This window comes from Celeribacter baekdonensis (assembly GCF_003047105.1).
GTDB lineage: Bacteria > Pseudomonadota > Alphaproteobacteria > Rhodobacterales > Rhodobacteraceae > Celeribacter > Celeribacter baekdonensis_B.
In genome coordinates this window covers 2567344-2586246 of record NZ_CP028475.1, presented here as the reverse complement: position 1 = coordinate 2586246, position 18903 = coordinate 2567344, and the positions used below count along the sequence as shown (strand labels likewise).

At 56.2% G+C, this 18903-nt stretch carries 18 protein-coding genes, 1 pseudogene and 1 riboswitch; of the genes and pseudogenes, 13 read left to right on the top strand and 6 right to left on the bottom strand.

Features of this window, described 5'->3' with window-relative positions; genetic code table 11:
* Nucleotides 1-12: 12 nt before the first annotated feature.
* Nucleotides 13-930, top strand: a complete 918-nt coding sequence (locus DA792_RS16355) for a DMT family transporter (RefSeq protein WP_107721153.1) — start codon at nt 13-15, stop codon at nt 928-930.
* Here the strand turns inward: DA792_RS16355 and DA792_RS16350 are convergent.
* Both DA792_RS16350 and DA792_RS16345 read right to left on the bottom strand, forming a co-directional pair.
* Entirely contained in the window at nt 927-1424 is a 498-nt protein-coding gene (locus tag DA792_RS16350) for a hypothetical protein (protein WP_107721151.1), read from the bottom strand. The genes DA792_RS16355 and DA792_RS16350 overlap by 4 nt on opposite strands.
* Before the next feature lie 63 nt (nt 1425-1487).
* Nucleotides 1488-2357: a branched-chain amino acid aminotransferase gene (locus DA792_RS16345; protein ID WP_107721149.1), complete on the bottom strand. Its 870-nt coding sequence runs from the start codon at nt 2355-2357 to the stop codon at nt 1488-1490.
* Between the two features lie 172 nt (nt 2358-2529).
* On the opposite strand from DA792_RS16345, the gene DA792_RS16340 reads away from it, so the two are divergent.
* The 6 genes and pseudogenes from DA792_RS16340 (at nt 2530) to DA792_RS16315 (ending at nt 8185) form a co-directional block, all read left to right on the top strand.
* A complete protein-coding gene (locus DA792_RS16340; RefSeq protein WP_107721147.1) occupies nt 2530-3048 on the top strand; it encodes a MarR family winged helix-turn-helix transcriptional regulator in 519 nt (172 codons plus the stop codon).
* Complete coding sequence (locus DA792_RS16335) at nt 3045-3743, top strand: response regulator (RefSeq protein WP_009570301.1); 699 nt, start codon at nt 3045-3047, stop codon at nt 3741-3743. Before DA792_RS16340 ends, DA792_RS16335 begins: the two co-directional genes overlap by 4 nt.
* A 79-nt stretch (nt 3744-3822) precedes the next feature.
* Entirely contained in the window at nt 3823-4065 is a 243-nt protein-coding gene (locus DA792_RS16330; protein WP_040401827.1) for an exodeoxyribonuclease VII small subunit, read from the top strand.
* Nucleotides 4065-4930 (top strand): annotated as a pseudogene (locus DA792_RS16325) (polyprenyl synthetase family protein). Before DA792_RS16330 ends, DA792_RS16325 begins: the two are co-directional and overlap by 1 nt.
* Nucleotides 4931-4944: 14 nt before the next feature.
* Nucleotides 4945-6873 carry a 1-deoxy-D-xylulose-5-phosphate synthase gene (dxs, locus tag DA792_RS16320; protein WP_107721144.1) on the top strand — a complete coding sequence of 643 codons (1929 nt, stop codon included), beginning with the start codon at nt 4945-4947 and terminating at the stop codon, nt 6871-6873.
* A 118-nt stretch (nt 6874-6991) separates the two neighbouring features.
* Complete coding sequence (locus DA792_RS16315; RefSeq protein ID WP_107721141.1) at nt 6992-8185, top strand: MFS transporter; 1194 nt, start codon at nt 6992-6994, stop codon at nt 8183-8185.
* On the opposite strand, the gene DA792_RS16310 is transcribed toward DA792_RS16315, so the two are convergent.
* On the bottom strand, nt 8179-9045 hold the full coding sequence (locus DA792_RS16310; RefSeq protein ID WP_107721137.1) for an SDR family oxidoreductase: 867 nt from the start codon (nt 9043-9045) through the stop codon (nt 8179-8181). The two genes, DA792_RS16315 and DA792_RS16310, sit on opposite strands and share 7 nt — an antisense overlap.
* Before the next feature lie 187 nt (nt 9046-9232).
* Between DA792_RS16310 and DA792_RS16305 the strand changes: the two genes are divergently transcribed.
* From DA792_RS16305 to DA792_RS16295, 3 genes are all read left to right on the top strand, one after another.
* Entirely contained in the window at nt 9233-10684 is a 1452-nt protein-coding gene (locus tag DA792_RS16305) for an AMP nucleosidase (RefSeq protein ID WP_107722740.1), read from the top strand.
* A 132-nt stretch (nt 10685-10816) separates the two neighbouring features.
* A complete protein-coding gene (locus tag DA792_RS16300; protein WP_107721134.1) occupies nt 10817-11104 on the top strand; it encodes an HU family DNA-binding protein in 288 nt (95 codons plus the stop codon).
* 69 nt (nt 11105-11173) lie between these two features.
* Nucleotides 11174-12034: a DMT family transporter gene (locus DA792_RS16295; RefSeq protein ID WP_199908082.1), complete on the top strand. Its 861-nt coding sequence runs from the start codon at nt 11174-11176 to the stop codon at nt 12032-12034.
* 8 nt (nt 12035-12042) lie between these two features.
* Here the strand turns inward: DA792_RS16295 and aroC are convergent, their stop codons facing one another.
* Nucleotides 12043-13149: a chorismate synthase gene (gene aroC / locus DA792_RS16290; RefSeq protein WP_107721131.1), complete on the bottom strand. Its 1107-nt coding sequence runs from the start codon at nt 13147-13149 to the stop codon at nt 12043-12045.
* 222 nt (nt 13150-13371) lie between these two features.
* Nucleotides 13372-13476, top strand: a riboswitch (TPP riboswitch).
* Nucleotides 13477-13519: 43 nt separating this feature from the next.
* Here aroC and thiB point away from each other — a divergent pair.
* From thiB to DA792_RS16275, 3 genes are read left to right on the top strand one after another with little or no spacing between them, the layout of a single operon-like run.
* A complete protein-coding gene (gene thiB, locus DA792_RS16285; protein WP_107721129.1) occupies nt 13520-14494 on the top strand; it encodes a thiamine ABC transporter substrate binding subunit in 975 nt (324 codons plus the stop codon).
* Nucleotides 14470-16014: a thiamine/thiamine pyrophosphate ABC transporter permease ThiP gene (locus DA792_RS16280; protein WP_107721127.1), complete on the top strand. Its 1545-nt coding sequence runs from the start codon at nt 14470-14472 to the stop codon at nt 16012-16014. The genes thiB and DA792_RS16280 overlap by 25 nt, the downstream gene beginning before the upstream one ends.
* The gene (locus tag DA792_RS16275) at nt 16007-16702 is read left to right on the top strand and encodes a thiamine ABC transporter ATP-binding protein (RefSeq protein WP_107721124.1); all 696 of its coding nucleotides are present in this window, start codon (nt 16007-16009) and stop codon (nt 16700-16702) included. The genes DA792_RS16280 and DA792_RS16275 overlap by 8 nt, the downstream gene beginning before the upstream one ends.
* Nucleotides 16703-16752: 50 nt before the next feature.
* On the opposite strand, the gene DA792_RS16270 is transcribed toward DA792_RS16275, so the two are convergent.
* Both DA792_RS16270 and petB read right to left on the bottom strand, forming a co-directional pair.
* Nucleotides 16753-17568: a cytochrome c1 gene (locus DA792_RS16270; protein WP_107721123.1), complete on the bottom strand. Its 816-nt coding sequence runs from the start codon at nt 17566-17568 to the stop codon at nt 16753-16755.
* A 17-nt stretch (nt 17569-17585) separates the two neighbouring features.
* Nucleotides 17586-18899: a cytochrome b gene (gene petB / locus DA792_RS16265; protein WP_107721122.1), complete on the bottom strand. Its 1314-nt coding sequence runs from the start codon at nt 18897-18899 to the stop codon at nt 17586-17588.
* Between the last annotated feature and the right edge of the window lie 4 nt (nt 18900-18903).

The window sequence follows — 18903 nt, the reverse complement described above, 5'->3', positions numbered from 1 at the left end:
GGAATCCCTTTTATGACCCCCTTTCGAGGCATTGCCCTCAAACTCGCTTCGGTATTTTGCTTTGTCATTATGGCTGCACTGATCAAAGCTGCGAGCGATGAGGTGCCGCCGGGCGAGGCGGTGTTTTTCCGATCGTTCTTTGCCTTGCCGATTATTTTTATCTGGCTTGCGCGACGGCATGAATTCACTGCGGGACTTCGGGTTAAATCTCCGATGGGGCATGTTTGGCGTGGGATGATCGGCGCAAGCGCAATGTTTTTGAATTTCTATGCCTTGGCTTTGTTGCCGCTGCCGGAGGCGACGGCCATCGGTTACGCCTCGCCACTGCTTTTGGTGATCTTTGCTGCGATGTTTGCGGGTGAAAATGTCCGGCTGTTTCGGTTTTCTGCGGTGTTGGCCGGACTTGTCGGGGTGATTGTCGTGCTTTTGCCGCGCATCACTGTGTTGCAGGGCGCACCCGATCCGCTTGAACAATTGGGAGCGATGGTTGCCCTTGGTGGCGCCTGTTTGGCCGCGATTGTACAACTGCATGTGCGCAACATGGTGCGCAGTGAATCGACGACGTCAATTGTCTTTTGGTTCTCTACGTCCTGTACTCTCGCGGGGCTTTTGACCATTCCTTTCTCAGATTGGGTGATGCCGAGCCCAATCGTCGCAACATTTCTCATTTTCGGCGGTCTGATTGGCGGCATCGCGCAGGTGTGCCTGACATCGTGTTACCGCTATGCGGATGCATCGCTTCTTGCGCCGTTTGATTATGCGTCAATGTTGTTTGCCTTGATCATCGGCTATACCGTTTTTGGCGAGGTGCCGACACTGCCGATGCTGATTGGCGCGAGTATCGTGATTGCTGCGGGAATTGCGATCATTTTGCGAGAGCGCGCTCTTGGATTGAGTGCGGAACGGCGGCGCAAAACCGATTCAATTTAATCAAATACTTTTTGCCAGAATGCACTTTTGGACAGGCTTTCTCTGCGCTCCTGCTCTTTTGCCACAGCACGCCGCTGAGTCACGATCATGCGTTCTGCCTGAGCCGCGGCCAGAATGCCCTCGGCTGCGCGTGAGACAGGAAAAGGTCCAATTCGACTTTCGCCAACAATATAAGTGATCGTTGTTTGAGAGCTGCCCGGTATAGAGCGAAATTTGACACTCGCCTCGGTTTCTAGCCGATCAAACGCTGTTTCGATCGCTTGCTTGTAGGTCTGTTTGCTTGTCGGGTCTTTTGTCTCTGTCCCGATGTCGATCACTGCGACGATCAGGCTTTTGTTTTCAATTTGACCCGCCTCTGTCAGGCGCTCAACGGTGATGCCAAGAGGGCGCAATGAGGGGTTTTTCGTGACGAAATAAGCCCCAAGCGCAAGAATAGCCGGGGTCACGATGAACACCGTGATCAGAAGAATAACAATGGTGTCTTTTTTGGGCACAAGCGCCTCCCGCCAATCCGTTCAGAAACAGATTGGCAGAAAGGCCTTATTTCTTGGTTAAGTTTAGCTGCGCACCAGCATTTCGTAGCTTTCCGCGATGTCGCGCGTCAAAGCGCCTACTTCGAATGTGTAGTCCCCGATTTGACCGACAGGCGTGACCTCCGCTGCGGTTCCGGTCAGCCAGCATTGTTCGAACCCGTCGAGCTCTTCGGGTAGGATGCGACGCTCATGCACGGTGATGCCTTTTTGTTTGAGCATCTCGATCACGGTCTGACGGGTGATGCCATTGAGGATCGCGTCAGGGATCGGCGTGTGGACTTCGCCGTTTTTGACGAAAAAGATGTTTGCGCCTGTCGCTTCGGCCACATAGCCGCGATAATCCATAAACAGCGCGTCAGAACAGCCTTTGGCTTCGGCGGCATGTTTGGACATGGTGCAGATCATATAGAGGCCAGCGGCTTTCGCGGCGGTCGGGATGGTTTCTGGCGAGGGGCGTTTCCATTTCGCGATGTCGAGCTTAGCGCCCTTCATTTTCGCATCCCCATAATACGCGCCCCATTCCCACGCGGCGACAGCCATGCGCACGGGGTTCTTGTTCGACGCCACGCCCATGTCCTCACCCGCACCACGCCATGCGATCACCCGAACATAGGCGTCGTCCCAGCCATTGGCCTCAAGAACGGCGTATTTCGCCGCTTCGATCTCTGCGACCGTGTAGGGGATCGGCATATCAAGCAAAGCGCCGGAGCGCAGAAGGCGCTCGGAATGTTCGACGGATTTGAAGATCTTGCCATTGTAGCAGCGCTCACCTTCAAACACCGAAGAGGCATAATGCATCGCATGGGTCAGAATATGGACCTTGGCATCTCGCCAATCGACCAGTCCACCGTCCATCCAGATTTTGCCGTCCCGGTCTTCGTAGCTTCCTGCCATGAGGTGCCTCCCTTTTATCCGCCGCTTGAGTTCACGATAGTTGCGCAATAAGGTCTCTTTGAGGACTTATTGTTGCGCGAAATCCCGGTTTCGCTATCAATTCAAACTTGGAATGTCAACAACACTGACTTAAAGTGACTTCAAAATACGCAATTTTTGAACGGGACATGACATGGCGGACGGCAAAGCAGGCGGGACAAAGGGCGGACAAGCCCTTTTGTTTCTGACAGATGAGCAGCTTCGAAAAGGGATCGAAGCCATGTTCTTTGCCTATCGTGGCTTTACCGCCGACCCGGATCGCATTTTGGAGAAATACGGCTATGGTCGTGCCCATCATCGGGCGATCCATTTTATCAGCCGCGCGCCAGGGACCAATGTGAACAACTTGCTTGGCATTCTTGGGGTGACCAAACAATCTTTGAACCGTGTTCTGCGGGCGTTGATTGAGGACGGTTTGGTCGAAAGCCGGGTGGGGGTTCAGGATAAACGTGAACGTCATCTCTACCTGTCGGACAGCGGCAAGGCGTTGGAGGCGGAGCTGTCAGAAGCGCAGCGCGCCCGGATGCGCGTGGCCTACCGCGAGGCGGGACACGAAGCCGTTGCTGGCTTTAGGCGCGTACTTGAGGCAATGATGGACCCAGATCAGGCCGCATATTTTAATGCCATGGCAACGAAGGAGGACAAAGGGTGAGTGGTGAAATTCACCTTTTGATCGTGGACGACGATGAACGGATCCGGGGGCTTTTGCAAAAGTTTCTGATCCGTCATGGCTTTTGCGTGACCGCCGCGCGCGATGCTGCTCATGCGCGGCGATTGCTTGCGGGGCTTGAATTCGATTTGATCGTTTTGGATGTGATGATGCCCGGCGAAGACGGGATCAGTCTGACCCGCGATCTGCGCAGTAAAATCGCCACGCCGATCATGCTTTTGACCGCAAAAGGTGAAACCGAAGACCGCATTGCCGGGCTTGAGGCGGGGGCGGATGATTATTTGCCAAAGCCATTTGAGCCGAAAGAACTGCTGTTGCGGATCAATGCGGTTCTGCGTCGGATGCCTCAGATCGAAGAGATTGAAACAGCGCCGAAATATATTCATTTGGGCCGGTTTCGCTATGATGTGGAGCGCGGGGAGCTTTGGGAAGGGGATCAGATCGTGCGTTTGACCGCGACCGAATCTCAACTCATGCGGATTTTTGCCGCGGCCCCCGCAGAACCCGTAACGCGCAATGATTTGGTTGAACGGCTTGGGCGCGATGGTGGGCAAGCGCAAGAGCGCGCCGTTGATGTGCAAATCACCCGCCTGAGACGCAAGATCGAGGATGATCCACGCCAACCGCGTTACCTTCAAACTGTGCGCGGATCGGGCTATATGCTGACCCCGGAATAAGGCCAAAAGCCAAACGGGAACTGGTCAATTGGGGCGGTTTCCCTATATGCAGGTCACAAAGCAATCGGGAGCACATCAAATGAGTGAAACGCCAGTATCCGAGATGTCCTTTGAATCCGCTATGGCCGAACTTGATCAGGTTGTCGGCAAGCTGGAACATGGTGATGTTGCGTTGGAAGACAGCATCAAACTCTATGAGCGCGGTGCTGCTTTGAAAGCGCATTGCGAGACCAAGCTGAAAGAAGCCGAGGAAAAGGTCGAAAAGATCACTGTTGGTCCTGATGGCACCGCCGCTGGCACCACGAAAGTCGAAGGCCTCTGATGCAAGACGATCTCGCACGCTGCAAAGCGGCTGTTGCGGCCTGTCTTGAGACGGCTTTGGCCCCGCTTGGGTCCATGCCGGTCGAGGAGGGGATGCGCTATGCCTTAAACGGTGGCAAGCGGTTGCGGGCGTTTTTGGTTATGGAGGGCGCGACCCTTCATGGGGTATCGGCTGAACACTCCGTTTGGGCCGCCGCCGCGATTGAGGCGCTGCATGCCTATAGTCTTGTGCATGATGACCTGCCGTGTATGGACGACGACGACCTGCGCCGGGGTCAGCCAACGGTGCATAAACGATGGGACGAGGCGACGGCTGTGCTGGTTGGCGATGCGCTTCAGACTCTTGCGTTCGAGTTGTTGACTCGGCCTGAAATGGCCGTTTCGAGCCAAGTTCGGGTCGAATTGATCGCCTCTTTGGCCAAATCATCCGGGGCTCAAGGCATGGTTTTGGGCCAAGCCCAAGATATCGCGGCTGAGACCTCAGAGACACCGCTTGATCTGGCGCAGATCACCGAGCTTCAGGGGCATAAAACCGGTGCGCTGATTGAGTGGTCCGCTTGCGCCGGGGCCATCCTTGGGGGGCCGATCCTACGCCACTGCGTGCCTATGCATCGGCGCTGGGACTTGCCTTTCAAATCCATGATGACATCCTAGATATAGAGGGCGATGTTGCCAAAACCGGCAAAGCCGTGGGCAAAGATGCCGAGGCTGGCAAAGCCACATTCGTGTCGCTGCTTGGTCTTGAGGAGGCCAAAGCCCGTGCCGAACGCCTTGTGGAGCAAGCCTGTGCGGCATTGAGCCCCTATGGAAGCCGCGCCGAACCCTTGCGAGACCTTGCCCGCTTCGTTATTTCGCGGGAAACCTGAGAAAGCGAGACGCTATGTCTGACCGTCCAGCCACACCGACCCTAGACCGTGTTCATGTTCCGGCCGATCTCAAGGCCCTCTCAGATCCGGAGCTAAAGCGTCTGGCGCATGAGTTGCGGCAGGAGACCATTTCCGCCGTCTCCGTGACGGGTGGGCATTTGGGTGCTGGGCTGGGCGTGGTCGAGTTGACCGTGGCGCTTCATGCGGTATTTGATGCGCCAAAAGATCGCCTGATTTGGGATGTCTCGCACCAATGCTACCCGCATAAAATCCTCACCGGGCGTCGTGATCGTATCCGTACTTTACGGACCGAAGGTGGCCTGTCCGGTTTCACCAAGCGCTCGGAAAGCCCCTATGACCCGTTCGGTGCGGCGCATAGCTCGACCTCGATTTCTGCCGCTTTGGGCTTTGCCGTGGCGCGGGATCTGGGCGGAGCGCCCGAGAATGGCATCGGTGATGCGATTGCGGTGATCGGAGATGGCTCGATGTCCGCTGGTATGGCTTTTGAGGCCATGAACAACGCGGGCCATTTGGGCAAACGGTTGATCGTGATCCTCAACGACAATGAAATGTCGATTGCACCGCCGACAGGCGCGCTGTCGTCCTACCTGACCCGTCTCTATGCGGGCGCACCGTTTCAAGAGCTCAAGGCCGCAGCCAAAGGGGCCGTATCGCTTTTGCCGCATCCGTTCCAAGAGGGGGCCAAACGCGCCAAGGAAATGCTCAAGGGCATGACTGTCGGTGGCACCTTGTTTGAAGAGCTGGGATTTTCTTATGTCGGGCCGATTGACGGCCACGATTTGGATCAACTCCTCTCTGTCTTGCGGACCGTGAAAGCGCGTGCCACTGGACCGATCTTGATCCATGCAATCACTCAAAAAGGCAAAGGTTATGCCCCGGCCGAGGGGCGGCCCGACAAAGGTCATGCCACCGGCAAATTCGACATGGTCACCGGCGAACAGAAAAAGGCGAAATCCAATGCGCCGTCCTACACCTCTGTGTTTGCCAAAGCGCTGATCCAAGAGGCCGGGTTTGAGGACAAAATCGTCGCCGTCACGGCGGCGATGCCGGATGGGACGGGGTTGAACCTCTTTGCGGAACGCTTCCCGAGCCGCTGTTTTGACGTGGGCATTGCCGAACAGCATGGCGTGACCTTTTGCGCCGGTCTTGCAGCGGGCGGGATGAAACCATTTTGCACGATGTATTCGACCTTCCTTCAGCGTGGCTATGATCAGGTCGTCCATGATGTTGCGATCCAACGCCTGCCTGTGCGCTTTGCCATTGATCGCGCAGGGCTTGTGGGCGCTGACGGGGCCACGCACGCGGGCTCTTTTGATGTGGCGTTTCTCGCCAACCTGCCCGGCATGGTGGTGATGGCCGCCGCCGATGAGGCGGAGCTTGTCCATATGGTTGCCACCGCTGCCGCCCATGATGCGGGGCCAATTGCGTTCCGCTATCCGCGCGGTGAAGGCGTGGGGGTTCAAATGCCCGAACGCGGTGTGCCGCTTGAGATTGGCAAGGGTCGTGTTGTGCGTGAGGGCACACGCGTGGCGCTTTTGTCGTTTGGAACACGTCTCGAATCCAGCCTAAAAGCGGCGGAAAACCTCGCCGCTAAGGGCATCTCTTGTACTGTGGCCGACGCGCGCTTTGCCAAGCCGCTGGACCATGATCTGATCCGCGATCTGGCTGCAAACCACGAAGCTCTGATCACGCTTGAAGAGGGCGCTGTCGGTGGATTTGGCTCACACGTGGCCGATTTTCTGGCCAATGAGGGTCTGTTTGATCGGGGTCTCAAATTCCGCTCAATGACTTTGCCGGACACGTTCATTGATCAGGCAAGCCCTGAGGCGATGTATGCCATGGCGGGTCTCAACACGCCCGACATTGAAGCCAAAGTCTTGTCCGCTCTTGGTGTGACCGATCTGTCGAGCAAACGCGCCTAAAGTGCTGCCTTACCAGAATTGCAAAGCGGCTATGAGCAAAGCATTGCGTCCTTCTTGTTGAACCACAGGGCCGAATAGGGGAAGTGTGACGCACACTCTCAGTTCAGGATCTCATACCATGGCAATCGCCTCCTACGCCCCTTCCGGTACGCGACCGGGGATCGTCATTTTTGCGCTCGCGATGGGCGGGTTTGCGATCGGGACGACAGAATTTGCCTCGATGAGCCTTTTGCCGTTTTTGGCAGAGGGGTTGGACATCACAGAAGCCACGGCAAGTCGGTTGATTTCGGCCTATGCTCTGGGCGTGGTTGTCGGCGCGCCTTTGATCGCTGTGGCGGCGGCACGGATTGAACGGCGGCTTTTGCTCATCGGGCTTATGGTCGCCTTTTGTCTGGCGCATATTCTGTCTGCTTTGGCTGCCAATTATCCGATGATGTTGATCGCGCGGTTTCTCAGCGGTGTGCCGCATGGTGCCTACTTTGGTGTTGCGGCGCTTATGGCGGCGTCTTTGGCAGGTCCGAAAAATCGCGGCAAAGCAGTGGCGCGGCTCATGTTGGGGCTGACCGTCGCGACGGTCGTGGGGGTCCCGGTTGCGAATGTGCTGGGGCAAACGATCGGTTGGCGCTGGGCTTTTGCTCTGGTTGGGGTTTTGGCGGCGATCACGGCCCTGATGATCCTGATCTTTGCTCCGAAAACTGAGATTGGCACGGGCTCCAACGCCTTGAGCGAGTTGGACGCGCTGAAAAATCGTCAGGTGCTTTTGACACTTTTGAGCGGAGCCATTGGGTTTGGTGGCTTTTTCGCCTTTTATACCTATTTGGCGTCGACGCTGATCGACGTCACCCATGTTTCAGATGGTAGCATTCCACTTTACCTCGCTTTGATGGGCACAGGGATGACAATTGGTGCGCTGTTGGCCGGATGGGCGGCGGACCGAGCGCTCAATTTTTCGGTCTTCACAACCTTGTTCATCAACATTGCGTTGCTGCTGATCTACCCGCTGGTTGCTGATCAAGTCTATGCGATGGCGGTGCTGGTGCTCGTCATGGGCATCGCGAACGGGTATCCGATCTTGCTCCAGACCCGGCTGATGGATGTCGCGCGCGACGCACAGTCGCTTGCCGCCTCGTTGCACCATGCGGCCTTTAACGCTGCCAATGCCTTGGGGCCCTTTGCAGCTTCGATTTTTATTGCCAAAGGGTATGGGTTTCCCTCGTCAGGCTATGTCGGTGCTGTGCTCACCTTTGCAGGCGTCATTCTTTATGCAGTTACGGTTCTTGACCATCGCCGAAACTGGAAAAACAGTCACTGATCCAGCTTTAAAAGCGCCTTTAGGCCGGTTTTGTAATCGGGATAGATCAAGTTCACGCTGAGATCGCGCTTCATCTTTTCATTGCTGACCTTTTTGCTCTCGGCATAAAAGCTGCGCGCCATCGGCGTCATGTCGGCGGTTGCAAAATCTTCTTCTGGTGGCAAAGGCAGACCTAAAAGTTCGGCCGCATAGCCGATTACGTCTTGCGGCGGCACGGGGAGATCATCGCAGACATTGTAAATGCCGCTGAGTTCGGGTCTATGGATCGCGGCCTCAACCACTTGGGCAATGTCTTCAACGTGGATGCGGGAAAAAATCTGACCTGGCTTGATGATCCGTCGGGCTTTGCCAGAACGGACTTTGGCAAACGGACCGCGCCCAGGCCCATAGATGCCAGCAAGGCGGAAAATCGACAGATTAAGACCCAAATCCCGCGTAAAAGACTGCCAAGCGGCCTCGGCTTCGACCCGAGCGATCCCGCGTTTTGTGGCGGGGGTGAGGGCCGTTTCCTCTGTCACCCAATCCCCGCCGTGATCACCGTAAACGCCGGTGGTCGACAGATACCCAACCCACGTTAAATGTGGTGCAGCTTCCACCAAGGCTTCTCGATAATGGTGCAACATTGGGTCACCGTCAGGGCCGGGCGCGGCGGAGATCAAAAGGTGGGTGGCTTGGGACAGGCGTGGTAAAATCGGGTCTTGTCCAAGCACCAGCGGGGCCACACCTGCGCTGTCAAATTCTTGTGCCTTGTTTGCGCTACGGGTGGTGCCAGTGATCGCCCAACCTTGAGGCAAGAGACGGCGCGCAAGGGCCTGGGCACTGTAGCCATGGCCGAAGGAAAACAGGTGCGGTTGGGTCATGGTTGGCCTTTCGTGTCTGATCTCAGGTCACATCTCTGGGCCTTGCGCCCGTCGCCCTCTTGGTCTCAATTGGTCAGCAAGGCTGATTTCTCAGCATTCGCCGAAACGGACCCCAAACGACTGAGGTTCCGTCTTACCGCAAGAGGATATAAGAGTGAATACGACAAGCAAAAGCCTCGCCCTTGAGATGCCACCGTTGAGCGAGCCGCGCAATTTTACCGATCCAGCGGCAGCGGTCGCGTTCCTCGAAGAGTTGTATTTCGAAGCCACATCGTTTTTGGCAGAAAAGTTTTCCCAAGTGGCCAGCGGGCAGGCACCCACAGCGCGCTACCGGGCCTTTTATCCCGAAATCCGTGTTGTCACGACCTCCTATGCCGCAATGGACAGCCGCTTGTCGTTTGGGCATGTCGCCAAGCCCGGCATCTATTCCACAACGATCACGCGCCCGGATTTGTTTCGCAATTACCTGACGCAACAGATCAAACAGATCGTGCGCAATCATGGCGTGAGTGTCGAAATTGGCATCTCTGACACGCCGATGCCGGTGCATTTTGCTGTGGCGAATGACGAATCTGTGACCATCCCGCAAGAAGGCGTCATGTCCTATCCGCTGCGCGATGTGTTTGATGTGCCGGATTTGACCACGACCCACGATGATATCGTCAACGGGTTTGGCTTTCTGCATGAGGATGGCTCCGCCGCGCTTGCGCCCTTTACGGCGCAGCGGATTGATTACTCGCTCGCCCGCCTGTCCCATTACACTGCGACGGACGCGAGCCATTTTCAGAACCATGTGTTGTTCACCAACTACCAATTCTACGTCTCGGAGTTCGAAGCCTATGCGCGTCAGGTTCTGGCCGATCCGAACAGTGGCTATATGAGCTTTGTCTCAACCGGGAATGTTGAGATTTTTGACGCCAAGACGGAGATTCCGCCCACGACCAAAACGCCGCAAATGCCGACCTATCATTTGAAGCGTGCGGATGGGTCCGGGATCACATTGGTGAACATCGGGGTGGGGCCGTCAAATGCCAAAACCGCAACCGATCATATCGCGGTGCTGCGGCCCCATGCTTGGATCATGGTTGGGCATTGCGCCGGTCTTCGCAATTCTCAACGGCTTGGCGATTTCGTTTTGGCCCATGCTTATCTGCGCGAGGATCATGTGCTGGATGCGGACCTGCCGGTCTGGGTGCCGATCCCGGCCTTGGCGGAAATTCAGACCTCTTTGGAAACGGCCGTCGAAGAGGTGACCGAATTGGAAGGCTATGAGTTAAAACGGATCATGCGCACTGGCACCGTGGCGACGATTGACAACCGCAATTGGGAATTACGTGATCAATCTGGTCCGGTTCAAAGGCTCAGCCAATCCCGGGCCATCGCGCTTGATATGGAATCTGCCACCATTGCCGCCAACGGGTTTCGGTTTCGAGTCCCCTATGGCACGCTGCTTTGCGTGTCTGATAAGCCGCTTCATGGTGAGTTAAAGCTGCCCGGCATGGCCTCTGATTTCTACAAATCACAGGTTGCGAGGCATCTTTTGATCGGCATTCGGTCGATGGAAATTCTCCGCGACATGCCGATTGAGCGCATCCACAGCCGCAAATTGCGGTCTTTTGAGGAGACGGCTTTCCTTTAAGGGAGGTTTTTTCACCCAAAATGCGCGAAAACAGACCGCACTGTTACACTAGGCGTTGTACGGCCCCTCAATATTCGCTTAGAAATGCGCAATAACCCCCTACTGCATGGGGGACTACGAGGAGATACAGACATGTCGAAACCAATGACCAAGACCCAACTCGTTGCTGCTCTCGCCGAAGAGATGGGCGCAGACAAAAAATCCGCAGGGGTTGCGCTTGATGCAATCACCGCACTCATCACCAAAGAAGTGTCCGCCGGTGGCGCCGTGACTCTTCCGGGTGTTGGCAAAATTTATTGCCGTGAACGCCCTGCACGTATGGTGCGCAACCCGCAAACGGGTGAGCAGATGCCGAAAGACGCCGACAAGGTTGTGAAAATGACCATCGCCAAAGCGTTGAAAGACAGCGTAAACGGCTAATCGGTTGATTGAGTTATTTCTGGGAGGGGTCGCGCATTGCCGCGGCCCTTTTCGTTTAGGGCTATGAATATGGATATCAGAGCGATCGTAATGGGCGTGGCCTTCGTGCTAATGTGGTCCTCGGCCTTCACGTCGGCGCGGATCATCGTTGCGGATGCGCCCGCGCTTGGCGCTCTGTCTGTGCGATTTCTCCTGTCCGGTGTGGTGGGGGTGGCGTTGGCCAAACTGCTTGGCCAATCGTGGACTTTTACCCGCTCACAATGGAAGAGCATTATCGTCTTTGGCCTGTGCCAAAACGTGGCCTATCTCGGTCTGTATTTTTTGGCGATGCGGAATGTTGAAGCCTCCCTTGCTGCGGTTCTTGCCTCCTCCATGCCGCTTGTTGTGGCTTTGCTTTCAACTCTAATCCTGCGCGAAACACCTAAACCTATGGCGATCTTTGGCCTCGTGTTGGGCTTCATTGGGGTCTTGATCATCATGGGCACGCGCTTGTCGACTGGCAGTAATCTTGCGGGGATTGTCATGTGCGTTGTTGGCACTGTCGCGCTTGCTGTTGCGACCCTGACCTTGCGGTCTACGAATGCGGGCGGCAATGTTTTGATGGTGGTTGGCGTGCAAAGCCTGATCGGCTCGACAGTACTTGCTGTATTGTCCCCGGCGATAGACACATATGAGCTCACGATGTCCGCCAAATTGGTTTGGGCGATGCTCTATACAACCTTCGTGCCGGGACTCATGGCCACTTGGATTTGGTTCAAACTGGTCGAGCGGATCGGCACGGTCAAATCCGCAGCATTCCACTTTCTCAACCCGTTTTTTGGCGTCGCGATCGCGGCGCTGTTGTTGGGGGAACATGTCACCCAATGGGATATTTACGGTGTTGTGACCATCATGGCGGGCATTTTTGCCGTCCAGATGTCGAAGGCCTGATGGGGGTCTTATTTGGCCCCAAACGTGCCGCGCAAACCTTCACCAACTTGACCACGATGCAGCAGAAGGTGATCCAAAATCACGCAGGCCATCATTGCCTCGCCCACAGGCACAGCGCGAATACCGACACAGGGGTCATGACGCCCCTTTGTGATCAGGTCGGTGTCTTCGCCCGCCTGATTGATCGTTTTGCGTGAGGTGAGGATCGAGGATGTGGGTTTCACCGCAAACCGCACAACAAGGTCTTGTCCGGTGGAAATCCCGCCAAGAATACCACCTGCGTGATTAGACCCAAATTCGGGCCCATTTGGCCCCATCCGCATCTCATCGGCGTTCTCTTCACCAGACAGACAAGCAGCATTCATACCTTCGCCAATTTCAACACCTTTCACAGCATTGATCGACATCATCGCTGCGGCCAAATCCGTGTCTAATTTGGCGTAAATCGGTGCGCCAAGACCGGCTGGCGCGCCTTTTGCGACCACCTCGATAATAGCCCCAATCGAGGACCCGCTTTTGCGTACGCCATCGAGATAGGCGGCCCAGTTTTCAGCGGTTTTGGCGGAGGGCACCCAAAACGGGTTGTTGTCGATCTCCGACATGTCACGCGTGCCTTCGATCCCATGCGGGCCGATCTGGGTCATGTAGCCTTTGATCTCAAGGCCCGGCACCAATTCGGCCAAAACCGCGCGTGCAATACCGCCAGCGGCCACACGCGCCGCCGTTTCGCGCGCACTGGAGCGACCACCGCCGCGATAATCGCGGATGCCGTATTTTTGGAAATAGGTGATATCGGCATGACCGGGGCGAAAGGCTTGCGCGATCTCGCCATAATCTTTCGAGCGCTGATCGGTGTTGCGGATCATCAATTGGATCGGCGTACCGGTGGTCTTGCCTTCAAACACGCCAGACAGGATTTCCACTTGGTCCGGTTCGCGCCGCTGAGTGGTGTATTTCGATGTCCCTGGCTTGCGCTTATCAAGCCAGACCTGAAGCATCTCTTCATTGATGGCAATGCCCGGAGGACAGCCATCCACCGTCGCGCCAAGCGCCGGACCGTGGCTTTCGCCCCATGTTGTGAAACGAAACAGATGTCCGAATGTGTTCATGCTCATCGGGTGCTCCTCAGGGTTTCCCCTGCTTTACCCGATGTCACATCTTTGAGCAATCAAGGGAAATCACTCTGTGACGCACATCAATCGCATCGTCTGGTGTCATCGTCACATTGATAAAGCCGCCAAAGCAGAATTGGCTCTGTTGGCCCACAAACATGAACCAACCTGTCTCTCGTGACATGTGGGAGGGGCTTGAACTTCCTGCAAAGGGGCAATAGCGTGACCGACACCTCGGGGTGCTCGTGTGCAACACGGCTGAGATGCGAAAGCGGACCCGTTGAACCTGAACCGGCTAACACCGGCGGAGGGAAGGTATCAGCGATCGACATTCGCCGCCTTTTTCTTCGCCCATTTTTGAATGGAGCGAGCCATGAAATATGGACTGACTTTTGCAGCGCTTGTTGCGGCCACTGCGGCCACTGCAGACCCTTTGACAATCTACGCGCCCGACTATTTTGCCTCTGAGTGGGGGCCGGGTCCGGCGATCAAAGCGGCGTTTGAGGCCGAATGTGACTGTGAGATTGAATATGTCACAGGTGATTTGCTGCCTCGTATTCTGTTGGAAGGTGAGCGGACCAAGGCGGATGTGGCCATAGGCTTCAATTCCGATGTGACTAAGAAAGCCCGCGAAACCGGTCTGTTCGCGCCGCATGGGCTGGATCTGTCACCTTTGACCCTGCCACTTGAGTGGACGGACGACACGTTCTTGCCATTCAACTGGAGCTACACAGCTTTTATCTACGACAACACCAAAATCAAAAATCCGCCAGCGTCTTTCCATGAGTTGGTGAATTCTGACGAGGACTGGTCTATCGCAATCCAAGACCCGCGCACGTCGATCTCGGGGTTGGCTCTGGTGTTGTGGGGCAAAGAGGTATTCGGGGACGACGCCGAGGCGGCATGGGCAAAATTGGCACCGAAAGTCACGACAGTGACCAAGGGGTGGTCCGAGGCCTATGGCCTGTTCACTGATGGCGAGGTGGACATGGTGCTGTCCTACACGACCTCGCCCGCCTACCACATCATCGCCGAAGAAGATAACACCAAGTCCGCCGCACTGTTTGATGAAGGCCACTATTTCATGGTCGAACTCGCCGCGAAACTGAAAGGCACCGATCAGCCGGAACTGGCGGACGAGTTCATGGCTTTTATTCTCTCGCCGACGTTCCAAAACATTATTCCGACGGCGAACTGGTCCTATCCCGCCGCTTTGCCACGTGATCAATGGCCTGAAGCGTTTTCTGAATTGAACTACCCGGAAAAGGCCATTTTCCTGAATGAAGACGAAGCGGATGCGTTGCGGGACGAGGCGATTGCCGAATGGCGCACCGCGTTTTCGCAATAAGGCTTTGGCCGGGGCTCATCGCGGCGGCTTTGGTCGCGGCCTTGAGCCTTGGCACTCTGGGCGTTGTCGCGCTTCGGGCCGAGAGCTTTTCAACACTGTCTAAATTTGACTGGATGGCAGTGCGGTTCACCGTTGTTCAGGCACTGATCTCTGCGGGCCTGTCTGTGGTTTTGGCGATCCCCGTCGCACGTGGTTTGGCGCGGCGTGATTTTTATGGGCGTCGTCTTTTGATCACCCTTTTGGGCGCGCCATTCATCTTGCCGACAATCGTGGCCATTCTCGGATTGACAGCGGTGTTTGGCAAAACAGGATTTGTCTCGATCGCGCTCAATTGGGCTGGATTAGGGCCTATTTCGATCTACGGGTTCCACGGTGTGATCCTTGCGCATGTGTTCTTTAATCTGCCGCTTGCAACGCGGTTGTTGCTTCAGGGTTGGGGCGCAATCCCGTCCGAGAGGTTCCGCCTTGCGGCGTCGCTGAATTTCGCCCCGCGCGACATCTTTCGCCACATCGAAGGACCGATGTTGAAAGAGATTGTGCCCGGCGCGTTTGCGGTTATTTTTCTGATTTGCACCACCTCGTTTGCCGTCGCTCTGACCTTTGGCGGGGGGCCAAAAGCCACCACCGTTGAACTCGCGATTTACGAGGCGTTTCGCTATGATTTCAATCTTGGAAAAGCCTCGCTTTTGGCCCTGATCCAAGTGGTGATCTGTGCTGTGGCTGCCTTCGTATCGCTCAAATTTCGCGTGCCTCAGGTGGGTGGCGCTGGTTTGGATCGCCCTGTGCAGCGGTTCGATGTTCACATGTTGAGCGCACGGGGTTTGGATCTGTTTTGGATCGTGATGGTCAGTCTCTTTTTGCTCCTGCCGCTTCTGGCTATCGTCCTGCGCGGCGCGCATGGGCTGTTTGATTTGCCCAGCTCCGTTTGGTCCGCGGCCCTGCGTTCCCTTGTGACCGCTCTTGGGTCGGCCGCATTGGCGATCATCTTGTCCCTGTCTCTTAGTCTCTCGGCACTGCGCTGGCGGTGGTTGGAAGGCGTTGGCATGACGGCCATCGCAGCCTCGCCACTGGTCATGGGCACAGGGCTTTACATTGTGCTTTTTGCTGTGGCTGATCCGGCGGATTGGGCTTTGTTCATCACTGGGCTGGTCAATGCGGTGATGTCTTTACCGTTTATCTTGCGCGCAATTGGGCCCGCTTTGGCTGCGACCGAGCGGAACTATGGGCGCTTGTCCGACAGTCTTGGGCTGACGGGATGGACCCGTGTGCGGCTTGTGCTGTGGCCTCGGTTGCGCGGGCCTGTGGGCTTTTCCGCTGGGCTTGCTGCGGCGCTGTCGATGGGCGATCTGGGCGTGATCGCCCTTTTTGCGCGCCCTGACTCCGCAACGCTGCCGCTGCAAATCTACCGCTTGATGGGATCTTATCGAATGGATCAGGCGATGGGGGCGGCGTTACTGCTTCTTGGGCTGAGTTTGGCTCTGTTTTACATCTTCGATCTTTGGGGGAGACGCCGTGCTTGAGTTCCGCAATCTGCGCCTAACGCAGGGCGATTTTACCCTCACCGCTGATTTTCAAGTGCCAAAAGGCGCGCGGGTGGCGGTGATTGGTGCGTCAGGCGCGGGGAAGTCGACGCTTTTGTCGCTTATCGGGGGATTTGAAGCCTCTGATGACGGTGACATTCTTTGGCAGGGCAAACCCTTTGGTCGATCGGCACCTTTTGAACGTCCGATTTCTCATCTGTTTCAGGACAACACGCTTTTTGCCCATATGACCGCGGCGCAGAATGTTGGTCTTGGGCTGAAACCAAACTTAAGATTGTCGAAGTCAGACAAGGACACTGTCTCAGAGGCTCTGCGAGCGGTGGGGCTTGAGGGTTTAGAAGCTCGGCGTCCCGGCGCACTTTCGGGTGGACAGCAAAGTCGCGTGGCTTTGGCGCGCGTCCTTGTGCAGCAAAAGCCGTTGATCCTGTTGGATGAGCCGTTTTCGGCGCTTGGTCCGGCGATGCGCCATGAGATGATTGATCTGGCGAAAGAGGTCTCCGCGCGCTTAGAGGCGACGATGTTGATGGTCACCCATGATGTATCTGATGTGGACCGTTTCGCCGATTTGGTGATTTGGGTTGAGGAGGGTCTCTGTCATCCGCCGCGACCTTGGACGGAGATGATGTCTGAGCCGCCACAGGGCCTTTTGGACTACATTGGCACATGAAAAAAGCGCCCCAAATTGGGGCGCTTTCTCATTTCGAACTCCTGGCTCAATTAGAGCGATGTCTTTTTGCCCTTATGCGGTGCCCAGAGTTTTTTGTTGGTCAGGTAGAGCAAAGAGGTCAGCAGGATCAAGAAGGTCACGGCCATAAAGCCAGCCCGCTTGCGTGCCATCATCTTCGGCTCGGCGGCCCACATCAAGAAGGCAGCCACGTCTTCGGCCTCATGGTGCAGCTCATTGGAGTGACCGTCAGCATATTCGACGTCTTCCCCGTACAGCGGCGGAGCCATGGCGATCCAACCGGTCGAGAACGCGGTGTTCTCGTAATAGGTGGTGCCTGCTTCGACCTTTTCCTCACCGGTGTAGCCGGTCAGGATGGAGACGATGTGCTCCGGGCCACCGATGCCTTTGAGGAATTGGTTGATGCCCGTGCCGTAAGGACCGTGAAAGCCTGCACGTGCTTTGGCCATCAAGGACAGGTCGGGTGCGTTCATCGAGTGGTTGGCCGGGAAGTGATCGTTCGCAGTCAACGGACGTGCAGCGCCTTCGTTGTAGTCGAAAAGCTGCATGTTGGAGGCTTCGTCGTTCACCGGGAACTGAGCCGCATAAGCGCGGACCTGATCTTCGGGAAGCTCCGGCCCACCTTTGTCGCCAAGTGTGCGGATCGGCACGAATTTCATGCCGTGGCACGCCGAACAGACCTCGGTGTAAACTTGCAGACCGCGTTGAAGCTGCATCTGGTCAAATTTACCGAACGGCCCTTCGAAGGAGAAATCCACATCATGGACGTGTCCGCCTTCGGAGGCCATGGCCCCACCGGTGGACAAAGCCAGCGCGGTGAGGGCGGAGAGGGTAAGTTTCTTCATCATAGTCCCTGTTTCCTTTCTCACTCGGCCGCGCCCGGGTAGTGGGCGGCAAAGTCTTCTTCGATCGTGGCCGGGGTCGGCAGCGGTTTTTCGATCACACCCAAAAGTGGGAGGATAACAAAGAAGTATCCGAACCAATAGGTTGCACCGATCAGCGAGATATACGGGTAAATCCCATCGGTCGGCATGGCGCCCACCCACATCAGCACAACGAAATCGACGGCCAACAGCGCAAACCACCATTTGAACATCGGGCGGTATTTGCCCGAACGCACCGACGATGTGTCGAGCCAAGGCACAAGCGCCATGGCGATGATCGCGCCGAACATGGCCAAGACGCCGAAGAATTTCGCATCAACGATGCCGCCGGTGATGAAGGAGACCGCTTGCACAGCCCAAACATCCGCAGTGAAGGCACGCAGGATGGCGTAGAACGGCAAGAAGTACCATTCCGGCACAATATGCGCAGGTGTCGAAAGCGGGTTTGCTTCGAGGTAGTTGTCGGGGTGGCCGAGGAAGTTTGGCATAAAGCCAACAATCGCGAAGAACACGACCAAAACCACGCCGAGCGCGAAGAGGTCTTTGATCACGAAATACGGCCAGAAAGGCAGGGTGTCTTTCTTGGCTTCGGCTTTGGAAGTCCGGCGCACTTCAACACCCGTTGGGTTGTTGTTGCCGGTGGTGTGGAAGGCCCAGATGTGAACGATCACAAGGCCAGCAATCACGAAGGGCAGCAAATAGTGCAGCGAAAAGAAGCGGTTCAGCGTGGCGTTGTCCACAGCCGGCCCACCCAAGAGCCAAGTTTGGATCGGTTCGCCCACAAAGGGGATCGCGCCAAACAGGCCGGTGATCACGGTAGCACCCCAGAACGACATCTGACCCCAAGGCAAAACGTAGCCCATAAAGCCGGTGGCCATCATCAAGAGGTAGATGATCATGCCGATGATCCAGGTGATCTCGCGCGGGGCTTTGTAAGACCCGTAGTAGAGACCGCGGAAAATGTGGAGGTACACGGCAAAGAAGAACAACGACGCGCCGTTGGCGTGCAAGTAGCGCAGCATATGCCCGCCGTTCACGTCACGCATGATGTGTTCGACGGAGGCAAAGGCCAAATCGACCTGCGGCGTGTAGTGCATCACCAAAACAATGCCGGTGACGATTTGAAGCCCGAGGCAGAACGCGAGCACAATGCCCCAGATCCACATCCAGTTCAGGTTTTTCGGGGTCGGGATCATCAAGGTGCCATGGATCAGGCCGATGATCGGAAGGCGGGACTCGACCGCCTTGGTGAAGCCCGTCTTGGGCTCATAATGGTCGTGCGGAATACCAGACATAAGT